This is a genomic window from candidate division TA06 bacterium, from assembly GCA_016235665.1.
Lineage (GTDB): Bacteria > Edwardsbacteria > AC1 > AC1 > EtOH8 > UBA5202.
On the sequence record JACRJI010000008.1, the window covers coordinates 183,259 to 195,682 of the forward strand.

9 protein-coding genes and 1 tRNA gene are annotated in these 12,424 nt (G+C 53.7%); all 10 read right to left on the reverse strand.

Annotation, left to right across the window (positions count from 1 at the left end; all coding sequences use genetic code 11):
• Nucleotides 1-43: 43 nt before the first annotated feature.
• Nucleotides 44-700, reverse strand: a complete 657-nt coding sequence (locus tag HZA73_03505; protein MBI5805091.1) for a DnaJ domain-containing protein — start codon at nt 698-700, stop codon at nt 44-46.
• Nucleotides 687-1,652 carry a tetratricopeptide repeat protein gene (locus HZA73_03510; GenBank protein MBI5805092.1) on the reverse strand — a complete coding sequence of 322 codons (966 nt, stop codon included), beginning with the start codon at nt 1,650-1,652 and terminating at the stop codon, nt 687-689. The genes HZA73_03505 and HZA73_03510 overlap by 14 nt, the downstream gene beginning before the upstream one ends.
• Nucleotides 1,653-1,779: 127 nt before the next feature.
• Nucleotides 1,780-1,864: transfer RNA gene (locus HZA73_03515), tRNA-Leu, on the reverse strand.
• Nucleotides 1,865-2,050: 186 nt separating this feature from the next.
• Nucleotides 2,051-3,547 carry an Rne/Rng family ribonuclease gene (locus tag HZA73_03520; protein ID MBI5805093.1) on the reverse strand — a complete coding sequence of 499 codons (1,497 nt, stop codon included), beginning with the start codon at nt 3,545-3,547 and terminating at the stop codon, nt 2,051-2,053.
• 7 nt (nt 3,548-3,554) lie between these two features.
• Nucleotides 3,555-4,313, reverse strand: coding sequence for a type III pantothenate kinase (locus HZA73_03525; protein ID MBI5805094.1), 759 nt, complete (start codon nt 4,311-4,313; stop codon nt 3,555-3,557).
• A gap of 2 nt (nt 4,314-4,315) precedes the next feature.
• Nucleotides 4,316-5,104, reverse strand: coding sequence for a biotin--[acetyl-CoA-carboxylase] ligase (locus HZA73_03530; protein MBI5805095.1), 789 nt, complete (start codon nt 5,102-5,104; stop codon nt 4,316-4,318).
• Nucleotides 5,105-5,273: 169 nt separating this feature from the next.
• Complete coding sequence (gene nadC, locus HZA73_03535) at nt 5,274-6,137, reverse strand: carboxylating nicotinate-nucleotide diphosphorylase (protein ID MBI5805096.1); 864 nt, start codon at nt 6,135-6,137, stop codon at nt 5,274-5,276.
• Between the two features lie 71 nt (nt 6,138-6,208).
• On the reverse strand, nt 6,209-7,462 hold the full coding sequence (locus HZA73_03540; protein MBI5805097.1) for a M20/M25/M40 family metallo-hydrolase: 1,254 nt from the start codon (nt 7,460-7,462) through the stop codon (nt 6,209-6,211).
• Nucleotides 7,463-7,780: 318 nt separating this feature from the next.
• Nucleotides 7,781-9,874, reverse strand: a complete 2,094-nt coding sequence (gene uvrB / locus HZA73_03545; protein ID MBI5805098.1) for an excinuclease ABC subunit UvrB — start codon at nt 9,872-9,874, stop codon at nt 7,781-7,783.
• A gap of 1,044 nt (nt 9,875-10,918) precedes the next feature.
• On the reverse strand, nt 10,919-12,349 hold the full coding sequence (locus HZA73_03550) for a tetratricopeptide repeat protein (GenBank protein ID MBI5805099.1): 1,431 nt from the start codon (nt 12,347-12,349) through the stop codon (nt 10,919-10,921).
• Between the last annotated feature and the right edge of the window lie 75 nt (nt 12,350-12,424).

The following is a 12,424-nucleotide window of genomic DNA, read 5'->3' on the forward strand; positions in this document are numbered from 1 at the left end:
TTATTTGTCGCTCTCGAGGGCGGCACTCCTGTCTGTTCCGTTATCACTTCTTGCCGAAAAGTCCGCCCAGAAACCCCTTGTCGCCCTTGCCCACCATCTCCAGCCTTTTCTGGGCCTGGACATTCTTGGGATCCCATTTAAGAGCCTCCTTGAACTGATCGCGGGCCTTGTCGTTCATGCCGGCTGTCTGATAGACTATCCCCAGACTGAGATAATGTTCGGGATTGTACATCTCTATCTGAATGGCCCGCTCACAACTGGCCTTGGCATCCTCCAGCGGCCCGGCGGCCTTGATGATGGACAGCCCCAGCCGGTTGAAATAAATGGCTTTTTTGGGATTAAGTTTTACCGCCACCCGGAAATATTCCACCGCCCGCTTGAACTGCGAGGTCTTATAGGCCTCCAGCCCGTAGCGGTAAGACATCTCGGCCTGGTTTGACTGGACTGTGGCTCCTTCCACCCCGGCGGCCTTTTCGGTTAGGGCCTTGTTGTACTTGGCCCGCTTTTCCTTGTCGATCAGCGTATGGTAGGCCTCGTTGACGGACTGGAAAGAAGTGCTGGCCAGACCGGCCCGGGATTCACCGGGATTGCGGTCGGGATGATACTTTAGAGCCAGCTTGCGGTAGGCCGCTTTGATATCAGCCTCTCCCGCCATCCGGTCCACTCCCAAAATGCTGTAATAATCCCTATTTTCGGACATCGCCTTTGCCTCTCCTGCTGGCTGGGGTATTTTTCATTTTTTTAGCCAATTCATTGGCCAGACGGTTGCTGGGGTCTATGCCCAGCACCTTGGACAGAGCCGTCTTTGCCTTGGAGACTTGTCCCAATTGGTTCCAGGCATAGGCCAGGTTAAGCCAGGCCCGGCTGAAGCGCGGGGCCAGTTTCACAGCCTTCTGGAACTGCACTATGGCCTGTTTATTCAACCCTTTCTGGGCCAGACTGACTCCCAGCAGGTTGTATACATCGGCATATTTTGGTTGAAGTTTTTTTGCCTGATGATAATATTTGATGGCTTCGTCGTAGCGGCATTCCCGGTGGGCGTCCTGGCCCATGGCGCAAAGCGAGCGGGCCCGGTCGGGCGTCACCCGGAAAGCCTGGGCAAACAGCTTAAAGGCTGCCCGGAAATCCGATTTGGCAGAGGCCTCCAGCGCCTTATCGTACGTCACCTGGTCGTAAAAGCTGTCGGTCTGGGACAACCCGCAGAATATATCCAGCGCCTTTTTATTGTTGCCGGCCTGGGCTTCCAGAAAAGCCAGATTCAGCTTGGCTTCGTTGTAATTGGGATTGATGGAAAGCGCCTGACTCAAAGCCTGGCGGGCCTTGGCAGGTTCTTTGTGCTCGGAATATATTTTAGCCAGGGTAAAATACAGGTCGGCATATTTGGGGGCCAGCCCCAAAGCGGTATGGTATTCCTCTATGGCATCATCCAGGCTGCCCCGCTGCCAGTAGATCTTCCCCAAAGAAGTGTGAGCCTCTATCAAATAAAAAAGGACCACCTCGCTGCACCGTCTCCCCACTGAACTTTCGTGTTCGTGGATTACGGTAAGATGGTCTATGGCTGTCTGGTAATCACCCTGGTTGAAGGCATTGATGGACAGCTTTAAAAGCTGGTGGGCGCAATGCTGGTCAAATATCTGTTTGACGAACACCATAGCTCAAGGCCTTTCATTGGGGTTATGCGAAAACAGGATTTTAGGTCGTTACCCGATGTGCAGTTCCCGGAAAAGATCCTGCCAAGCCTATAGCTTAAGCGGGTTTTAAAACCAAAGGTTTAAATAATGGTGCCGGGAGTGGGACTTGAACCCACAAGGCTTGCGCCATACGCACCTCAAACGTACGTGTCTACCAATTTCACCATCCCGGCTTCTCAGTCAATTTAACCATTCAGGGCGGGTTAAATCGTTAGAGAACTAATATTTTATAACAAACTTAACCTGCTGTCAATACTAAAAATCGGTTCAAACAAAAATCCTGCAGAAATTCATCTTTTGTCAATAAAAAAACGAGAGTCAGCTCTCGCTTTTTTACATTTATATTTGGTCCGCGGAAATCAGACTATCTCCTGCTCGTCCTCCAGATTGATGATCTTGAAGGAATTGACCGGCATCTTCCGGTCGGAAGAGATCCTCAGCTCCGTCCTCAGCTCCCGGTTGAGCGCCTTGAGGATGGCCTGGCCGGGGCCGGAGAGATAATCGAACAAAAGGTTGCCGGCCTTGATGGCCAGCCGGCGACGCTTGACGTCCGGCTTCAGCGAAAGCATCTTGCGCTCCAGCATCTGGGCGCTGGTATAGGCGGTGAATATCCTGCCCGCCCCGTTACAGGCCGGACAGGTCTCGGTCAGGGACTGCCAGAGGCTGGGTTTGATCCGCTTGCGGCTCATCTCCACCAGCCCCAGCGGAGAGATGGCGTAAACATTGGGTTTGGACCGGTCGGCCTTGACCGCCAGGGTGAACTCCTGGAGCACCCGGTTGCGGTGCTGGGAATATTTCATGTCGATGAAATCCACCACTATGATGCCGCCGATGTCCCTTAAGCGCACCTGGCGGGCTATCTCCTGGGCCGCCTCCAGGTTGACCTTTAGCACCATGGCCTCAGCGTCCTTCTTGCCGGTGAACTTCCCGGAGTTGACGTCCACCGCTGTCAGGGCCTCGGTCTGGTCGATGGCGATATAGCCCCCGCTTTTCAGCCAGATCTTGCGGTTCAGCGCCTTCTCCACCTGGGTCTCTACCTGGTAGGCCTCGAACAGGGGGATCTCCTCCCGGTACCACAGCAGTTTTTTCTTAAGCCCGTCATCGGTCCCCTTCAGGTGGCCGGCGATCTGGTTGAATGTGTTCTTGTGGTCGGTCACTATGCTGTGGATGTCGTAGGAAGCCAGGTCGTTAAGCAGGCTGATGATGAAGGGCGGCTGGGCGTGCACCCGGTAGGGCGCTTTAGCCCTTACATACTGTTTCTGCACCTGCTGCCAGTTCTTCACCAGCTCCTTGACGTCGCGTTCCAAAACCTTCTGGTCCGCCCCCACCGCGGCGGTCCTGACTATCAGGCCGGATCCCTTGGGCAGCGAAGGCTGAAGAGCCTTGCGCAGCCGGGAACGTTCCTCCCGGTTCTCGATCTTGCGGGAAATGCCGATGCCGCCCTGGTTGGGGATCAGCACGCAGAAGCGGCCGGGGAAAGAGACGTAGGAGGTAAGCCGGGGGCCTTTGCTCCCCAACGGTTCCTTTGAGATCTGGACCATGATCTCCTGACCGGCCTTCAGGGCGGCTTTCTGCGGTTTAAAGGCGGGCTTGGCCCCGGCTTCATCATCGGCCAGGTCGCTCAGGTCAAAGATGGCGTCATCCAGCGACAGAAAACCGCTTTTGTAGGTCCCGATGTTGACGAAGGCGGCGTTCAGTCCCGGCAGCACCTTTTCCACCACCCCCTTGTAAATGTCGCCCACCGAAAGTGTTTCCTGGGGGCGCTCCACCCAGAACTCGGAGAGCTTGCCCTCGTCCTCCAATACGGCTATCCGCATCTCGCGGTCGGTGGCATTTATGATGATATCTATGGCCATGTAAAGTTTACCTTTCTTGTTCCTCTTTTTCCTGCAGAGCCAGGTTCAAACCCTTGAAGATCAGCAGTTGGTCGGTTATTGAATTTTTGATGTGCGGCCCGGCCATTCCGGCCAGGCCACCGGTAACAACTATTTTGGGCCGCCCCTTCATCTCGGCGGAGATGACAGCGACAAGTTCCTTTACCATCCCGATGGTTCCCCAGTATATACCGGATTCTACCGACCCGGCGGTGTCGCGGCCGATGGCTGCCCTGGGCCTTTTTATGGGGATCAACGGAAGCTGTGCCGTCTTTTCGTTCAAGGACCTGGCCATGGTCGCCGGCCCCGGGGCAATGGCCCCGCCCAGATGCCGGCCCAAAGGATCCACGGCGTCCCAAGTGATGGCTGTGCCGATATCCACCACTATCACCGGCATTCCGTAAAGTTTGGCGGCAGCGTAAGAGCAGACCGCCCTGTCGCAGCCCAATTGCTGGGGCAACCGGTACCGGGTCTTAAAACCTTTCAAGGTTGAAGCGTCGGCCACCAGGCAGTGAATATCCAGCAGCTGTTTGACGGCCGTCACTGTATGCTGGGTTATTTCCGGGACCACCGAGCAGATGGCGGCTGACTTGATGGATTTTACCCCCATGGCCTTGTCCAGGAAGTTGTACACCCGGTCGTAGTCCGGCCGGCCGCCGTGCTCCATCCTGGCCTGGCGGACGCATTTGTTCTTGGAGAAGACCGCCAGCCCCAGCTTGCTGTTGCCGATGTCTATCAGCAGCCGCATGATCAGCCGATCTCCGCCACCGTGCCGGAACTGCAGCAAATGGCCTGGCCGTCCTGGTCCAGCAGCAGCAAAGCGCCCTGGGCGTCAAATCCGGTGACCACGCCCTTCTGGAACTGCCCGTCATCGCCGGAGACCAGCACCCATTTCTGGTTGAGGAAGAACCTGGGCTTAAGTTCCCCGGTGAAGGCCGAAAAACCCTGTTCCATAAATCTCTGATGATCTTTTTCCAAGTTCGTCAGCAGGGCTATCAGCAGGTCCTCCCGGAAAATATGTTTGCCGGATTCAAGTTCCAGCGAGGTGGCGGTTTCGCACAGTTCCAGGGGAAGCATCTGGTTGTTCAGGTTGAATCCCATACCTATGACTACGTTGTCCACCAGTCCGGCCTTGAGATCTGACTCGGACAATATCCCGCCCAGCTTGCGGCCCCTGCAGTAAAGATCATTGGGCCACTTTATCTCCACCGGGATCCCGGCTGCGGCTTCCAGTGTTTTGGCGGCCGAACAGCCCAGGGCCAAAGTCAGCCCCTGCATTTTGATGGGATTGGCTTTGGGCCGGAGCAGCAATGAAAGATACAGGCCCACTCCGGGCGGTGAATACCATGAATTCCCGGAACGCCCCCGCCCGGCCTTCTGTTCCTCGGCGATGACGATGGTGCCGTCCGGCACATTGCCCGCCGCCAGTTCCTTCAGCTGATCGCTGGTGGATCCCAGCTTTTCAAAGTAATAAAGTCTCTGGCCGAAACCGGCGGTCTTGAGGTTTTGTTTTATGTAGTCTATTTCTAATATATGCATGGTGTAATAATAACCTAAAAGCATTGACAATTCAAGAAAAAACCATTGCTACGGATATTGAGTTCAGAATACGAATTTTATAAGGAAACCAGGAATGCAGGAATCTATTGAAGTTTCCAATGTTGAGTGTTCATGGTTTCATGGATTCCTTATAAAAGCACTTTATGCATCACCCAAGGGATTTCAAGCCCAAAGAAAAATCCAGGGCCGGGGCCGAATGAGTGATGGCGCCGACGGAAACGTAATCCACCCCGCACTCGGCGATCTGGCGGACAGTTTCCAGGCTGACATTCCCCGAAGCCTCCAGCTTGAGCTTCCCCCTGTCCCGGGCTGGCAGGGAAAAGACCATCCGGCAGGCCTCGGCCATCATCTCCGGCTTCATGTTGTCCAGCATTATGACGTCCGGCTCCAGCGCAGCCGCCTCCTCCAGCTGAGCCAGGCTCTGGACCTCGATCTCTATCTGCACCTTCTTGTTCTTCTGCCTGACCATCTCAATGGCCGCCGCCGGGCCGCCGGCCGCCTCGATATGGTTGTCCTTGATCAGCACCATGTCGTACAGCCCCATCCGGTGGTTCTGGCCGCCGCCGCAGGCCACCGCGTACTTTTCCAGATAGCGCAGGCCGGGAGTGGTCTTGCGGGTGTCCAGTATCTTGGCCCGGGTGCCCTCCACTGCTTTAACGAAATCGTTGGCGGCGGTGGCCACGCCGGAGAGATGTTGGAGAAAGTTCAGGGCGGTCCGCTCGGCCGTCAGGATGCTTTTGGTCCGGCCCTGGATGGTCAGCACCACCTGGCCGTATTCCAGCCAGATGCCGTCGGCCAGTGGAGCTTCCATCTGCAGGTCTTTGTCCACCGCCAAGAACACCTGCCGGCAGACATCTATCCCGGCCAGCACGCCCTCCTGTTTGTTCAGTATCAGGGCCAGCCCCCGGGCCTCTTCCGGAACGGTGTAAGAAGTAGTGATGTCCCCTTTGCCGATGTCCTCCTTGAGGGCCTGTTTGATCAGGGGATTTACTTTTTTAAGATTGAGCTTCATGGCACTTAATCAAATATTATACTTTGATTGTCATTGCTTACAGCTTATAGCTGACAGCTTACAGCTATAAGTTACTTCTTGTACTCCGGCGCCCATTTCATCTCCGGCGGCACCTGCAGGGCGTTCCACAGGTATTTCTCTATCTTGTCTTTCAGCGTCCGGTCTATCTCCTTGTTGACCGGATATATTTTGGCGTTGAGCGCCCGGTCCAGAAGATTTATCCCGGCCTCGATGGTGGGCTGCAGGCCCCGGGCCGAGGTGTACTCCACCGTGTCCCCCGGGGTGTGGATATTGAACGAGCTTTGGCCGCCCTCCCGGGAAATGTTGACCGAAGGCACCTCGTAGACCGAGAACGGCATGCAGTCGCTGGAATATATGTCCACCGCGCTGCGGAAATAGTGGCCGATCTCACGGGTGATGCCGCAGACATACCCCTGCAGCTGGGCGGTGCCCAGCACCTCAAAATGGTTCAGCCCCAGATCGTCTCCGCCTACGTCGATGTTGACCACCAGCCCGGCCCGTTCCGCGATCTCCTTCTTGTGTTTCTCCACATAGGAAAAGCTGCCACGCAGGCCCATCTCCTCGCCGGAGAAGAATATCACCCGCAGGTCGCGGGCCGGAGGGTTCTTGGAGAAATGCTCGACGGCCTTGAGCAATGAGACCACCCCGCCGCCGTTGTCGCAGGAGCCGGGAGAGCGGGCCACGCTGTCGTAATGCCCCACCGCCAGGGTCAAAGTGCGGTCTTTGCCCGTGCCCTTGATGTCCACGATGATGTTGCGGGCGGTGCGCCGGGAAACGGTCTGCTTTATTTTGAGAATCGCTTTTTTACCGGACAGCCCGGCCAGCTTGGCGCCGTCTTCGTAGGACACCGTGGCCGAAGGGATGTATCCCTCCTCATAGTTTTTCTGGCGGTACGACCAGCTGGGGGCCTCCCGTTGCGGGCTGCCAATGTCTATCAGGGCCTTGGCCCCGGACCTTTTGATGGCTTCCACCAGTTTGCGGCCGTAGGAATAGGTCAGGATGATCTTGTCTTTGTATGAGCCCCGGTCGTTGGTCAAGACCTCCAGGTCTTCCAGGTAGACCAGCTCGCCGCTGATGATCTGGCTCTTGGTCAGGCCAAAGGGATGGGCCTTGAAGGTCTTTCCCCCGCAGGAGATGCTGGCGGTGCCGGTGTCAAAAGCGTGTAGCTGGAACGGCTCAAGCTGGTGCTTGACCTTAAGCTGGCCGAGGTATTTGGTGATGATCTTGATGGCCTTGGTCTCGTTGGCCGAACCGGCCAGTCGCTCGAAGTTGAGCTCTTTGAGGATCTGGTGAGCGTTGAGCATTTTAATCCTATTATTATGTTTAATGGCTGTCAATCTTAATTCTTTACAATTATGTTCTTTTCTTTTTGTACCGCCAACAAGAAAAGAACCAAAAGAAAAAGCTCGTCGCAAAGAACCATCCGGGCGCTGTGCTTCTCGTTGCCGGCGGGCTTGTCTGAACTCGGGCTTTGGCCCAGCCCTCAAACACGCCAGACAAGCTTTTAACCGCCGTCAACTGCGATGCTCACTGATGGTTCTTAACGCGACATACCCTGGTTGGTACCGGCCGAGCCCCGGTTGGGGAGGAAAAGAAATACATCAGCGTCATTCCGTGTCCTATTAAGTTTTTGGTTTTCTCTTGCTGCTACGGACGTTCTTCACCCCGAAGTCCGGCTTGCCTGCCCCGAAGGAAGCGGGGGCCTTGATCCCTCCGGTCCGCTTGGGTTTTCCCGGGGCCTCGTCCCCCTTCAGTGTCTTGATCTGGTCCCGGATCACCGCCGCCCGTTCAAAGTCCATGGCCGCGGCCGCCTCGAACATGGCCTTCTCCAGCTGGGCCATGATCTCCTCATTGGACAGCCCCGAGACCTGGTAGGCCGCCAGCTCGTCCCGGACCACCTCCTGCTTGGAGTCGGCCACCGAAGTGGCCAGCATCACCTCTTCGATGGACTTGATGATGGACAGCGGCGTGATGCCGTGCTCCTTATTATAGGCCAGCTGGACGGCGCGGCGGCGGTTCATCTCGCCCAGCGCTTTCTTCATGGAGTCGGTGACCCGGTCGGCGTACATGATGACCTTGCCCTGGACGTGGCGGGCCGCCCGGCCCGAGACCTGGATCAGCGAGCGCTCGGAACGGAGGAAGCCCTCCTTGTCGGCGTCCAGGATGGCCACTAAAGACACCTCGGGCAGGTCCAGGCCTTCGCGCAAGAGGTTGATGCCGACCAGGACATCGAACTCGCCCAGGCGCAGGCCTCTTAATATTTCCACCCGCTCGATGGCGTCTATCTCCGAATGCATGTAGCGCACCCGCACCCCGGCCTGGTCAAGATATTCCGAAAGATCCTCCGACATCTTCTTGGTTAAGGTGGTGACCAGCACCCGCTCCTTCCGCTCCACCCGCTGGCGGATCTGCTCCAACAGATCGTCTATCTGTCCGGCGATGGGCTTCACCTCCACCTCGGGGTCCACCAGGCCGGTGGGCCGGATGATCTGCTCTATCACCCTTCCCTGTGACCGGTTGAGTTCGTAGTCGGCCGGAGTAGCGGAAGTGTATATCACCTGGTTGACCATGGACTCGAATTCCGGGAATCTTAGCGGCCGGTTGTCCATGGCCGAGGGTAACCTAAATCCGAAGTCAACCAGGGTCTCCTTGCGGGAGCGGTCCCCGGCGTACATCCCGCCGATCTGGGGAATGGTGACGTGGGACTCGTCCACTATCAGCAGGTAATCCTTGGGAAAGAAATCCAGCAGACAGAAGGGCCGCTCGCCCTCCTGGCGACCGGAGAGATAGCGGGAGTAGTTCTCGATGCCCGAACAGTAGCCCAGTTCCTTGATCAGCTCCAGGTCGTACTTGGTGCGCTGCTGGATCCGCTGGGCCTCCAGCAGTTTCCCCTGGTTGGTGAGGTCGGCCACCCGCCACTTGAGCTCCTCCTCGATGCCCTGAAAGGCCGTCTCCAGCCGGGGCGGGGAGACCACGAAGTGCTTGGTGGGATAGATGGCCACCCTATCGCGGGTTTCCATCACCGTGCCGGTCAATGGATCGAACTGGGAAAGTTTTACCACCTTCTCGTCGTCCAGCTCTATCCGGATGCCGATGTTCTCGTCGCCGGGATGGACCTCGATGAAGTTGCCTCTTACCCTGAAAGTGGCCCGTTCAAAGGCCACGTCGTTGCGGGAGTACTGGATGCGGACCAGCTGTTTCATGATCTCCTCCCGTTCGGCCTTCTGCCCCAGTTCCAGCAGAAGCACGTACTCCTTCCACTCGTCGGGCGAGCCCAGGGAATAGATGCATGAGACCGAGGCCACGATGATCACGTCCCTCCGCTCCAGCAGGGCCGCGGTGGACTTAAGCCTCAGGCGGTCGATGTCGTCGTTCTTGGATGCGTCCTTCTCGATGTAGGTGTCGCTGGACGGGATGTAGGCCTCGGGCTGGTAGTAGTCGTAATAGGAGATGAAATATTCCACCGCATTGTGGGGAAAGAATCCCTTGAACTCGCCGTAAAGCTGGGCGGCCAAGGTCTTGTTGTGGGAGATGATCAAGGTGGGCCGGTTGAGCTGGGCGATGACGTTGGCCATGGCAAAGGTCTTGCCGCTGCCGGTAACGCCCAGCAGCACCTGGTCCTTGACCCCGGCGTTGATGCCTTCCAGCAGTTGCTGGATGGCCTGGGGCTGGTCCCCGGTGGGTTTGTAGGTGGATTCGAGTTTGAACTGGTTCATGAAATTATTGTAGCATAAGAGATATTAAGTGTCAATGTAAAACAGAACCCCGCCGGCTTGTCCGCCGAAGCTTTAGCGGAGGCGGGAAGGCGGGGTTCTGTTTTGACCTAACCTGGTTGGGTCCGAACCTCTCCCTTAATCCCTCTCCAATGCTTGCCCTGAGCATTGCCGAAGGGTGGAGAGGGAAACTTGCATCCACCTCCTACCGGGAGGGGGATTAGGCGACGCACGGAGAAGGACAAACTTGTTTTTCTACCGAAGTGGGGCGGTCCGAAGCCCGGGGCTGGCCCCTTACCCCCATAAACCCCATGTTTTGTGCCCAAATATGCTTTCTACCAATTATCAGCGATACCATGAATGGTATCGCTACATACTCATCAAGGCCGAACTCCGCCGGCCTGCTACGTATGGTCATTTATGACCATTGATGATTTACTATCGATATCGTTTACGGTATCGCGGGTTCACCGGTGATATGCCTCCTACCCCATGCAATACGTTTCCTACTCACTCGCTTTATACATCTTCTCCCATGCTATACACATTCTCTCCCTCGTTTTATGCTTCCTTTCCCATGATATACTCTTGCTTTCCCACGTTATACGCATTTTCTCCCTTGATATGTCCTTCCTTTCACATGAAATACGCTTCCTTACACTCGATATATGCTTGCTTACAGGTGAAATACGCTTGCTTAAAGGTGAAATGTGCCTGCTTAAAGGTGAAATATGCTTGCTTACAGATGAAATGCGCTTGCTTAAGGGTGAAATATGGTTGCTTACTGGTAAAATATGCTTGCTTACAGGTTAAATGCGCTTGCTTAAGGGTGAAATATGGTTGCTTACTGGTAAAATATGCTTGCTTACAGGTTAAATACGCTTCCTTACGGGGGAAATACGGTTCCTTAAGGGTGGAATGTGCTTCCTTAGACGATGACGGAGCGTCCTTAAGCAAAGAAGGCCATTCCTTACGAGTGGAATGAGCCTCCTTAAGATTGGAATGTGGTTGCTTGTCAGTGAAATATGAAAAACGGTAGTGTACAATCTAAACGCTCTGGTTTTTAATAATTTTAATACACGCTTCAATTTTTTCCTTTATTACCGGCAAGTTATACCCTTGGCATATTTCTAAAACCTTCTGATAATATTCCAAGGCTTTTTGTAGGTCACCCAATGTCACATATATATTGCCTATGTTGCAAAGAGCATTGGTTTCACCTTCCTTGTTGCCAACAACTTGGTGAATCTCTAAAGATTTCTGATGAAGCTTCAAGGCCTTTGGCAGTTCGCCCAATGTCTGATAAACATTACCCATATTGCCGATGGCATTGGCTTCTCCTAGTTTGTTACCTATCTCTTGATGCATTTCTAAAGCTTTCTGATAATGGCCCAAGGCCTTTAGCGTTTCGCCTAATATCTCATACACATTACCTATGCAACAGAAAGCATTGGCTTCGCCTACCTTGTTACCTATCTTTTGATGCATCTCCAAAGCCTTTTGCTGATGTTCCAATGCCTTTGGTAGTTTACCCAATATCCCATACACATTACCCATATTGCCTATAGCATTGGCTTCTCCTAGTTTGTTGCCTGTCTCTTGATGTATTTCTAAAGCTTTCTGATAATGTTCCAATGCCTTTGGTAGTTCACCCAATATCCCATACACAACGCCCATGTTGCCGTAAACACTAGCTTCGCCTTGCGTATTGTCTATCTCTTGATATATCTCCAGAGCCTTTTGATAATGCTCTAAGGCTTTTTGCATTTTACCAAATGTTTTATATTCAATGCCAATGTTGCAGCGAACATTTGCTTCGCCTTCCTTATTGTCTATCTTTTGATATATCTCCAGAGCCTTTTGATAATGCTCCAAGGCTTTTGACATTTCGCCCAATGTCTGATGCACATTGCCCATGTTGCAGAGAGCATTGGCTACGCCTTCCTTGTTGTCTATCTCTTGATATATGTCCAAAGCTTTTTGATAATGTACCAATGCTTTGGGTAAATCGCCCAATATCTTAAATACAATACCCATGTTACAAAAACATGCCGATATGCCATATTTATCGTTAATTTCATTAAATATATCAAAAGCCTTTTTATAATCCCTCATGGCAATTTCATTGTTACCTTTATTCTGCCAGCACAATGCCATTTGGGAATAGATTATCGCTTTATCCTTTTTTCTTGCACAGGGCAATAACTTTTCAAATATTTCTATGGCCTTATCCCATTCATAATTGGTCATAGCTTTAAGGCCATCCCTCAGAAGCCCCTGTATCTTTGTATTCGCTCGTTCAGGGAGACCATTAAGATAAAGCTCCACCTTGGATGACTGTTCAACTTGCTTTTGTAGTTCCTTTATCTCGGCTAGAATATTTTGTGCATCTTTCTTTGAAGCACTATTACGCCAAAAAAGCAGTCCAAATAAGCCGCCCGCTAATATACTAAGTATAGTTATTGATTCCGTAGACATATCATCTCTTAATTGTATAAATTGTTTTACTTTGACCCAATTCCTTCCCTTTTCGGGAAGGGCTGTTTACAGTCC

Excerpts from the sequence above, each read along its gene's own strand:
- HZA73_03505 (MBI5805091.1), bottom strand. The coding sequence starts at position 700 with ATGTCCGAAAATAGGGATTATTACAGCATTTTGGGAGTGGACCGGATG.
- HZA73_03525 (MBI5805094.1), bottom strand. The coding sequence starts at position 4,313 with ATGCGGCTGCTGATAGACATCGGCAACAGCAAGCTGGGGCTGGCGGTC.
- uvrB (MBI5805098.1), bottom strand. The coding sequence starts at position 9,874 with ATGAACCAGTTCAAACTCGAATCCACCTACAAACCCACCGGGGACCAG.
- HZA73_03510 (MBI5805092.1), bottom strand. The coding sequence starts at position 1,652 with ATGGTGTTCGTCAAACAGATATTTGACCAGCATTGCGCCCACCAGCTT.
- HZA73_03520 (MBI5805093.1), bottom strand. The coding sequence starts at position 3,547 with ATGGCCATAGATATCATCATAAATGCCACCGACCGCGAGATGCGGATA.
- HZA73_03550 (MBI5805099.1), bottom strand. The coding sequence starts at position 12,349 with ATGTCTACGGAATCAATAACTATACTTAGTATATTAGCGGGCGGCTTA.
- HZA73_03540 (MBI5805097.1), bottom strand. The coding sequence starts at position 7,462 with ATGCTCAACGCTCACCAGATCCTCAAAGAGCTCAACTTCGAGCGACTG.
- HZA73_03530 (MBI5805095.1), bottom strand. The coding sequence starts at position 5,104 with ATGCATATATTAGAAATAGACTACATAAAACAAAACCTCAAGACCGCC.
- nadC (MBI5805096.1), bottom strand. The coding sequence starts at position 6,137 with ATGAAGCTCAATCTTAAAAAAGTAAATCCCCTGATCAAACAGGCCCTC.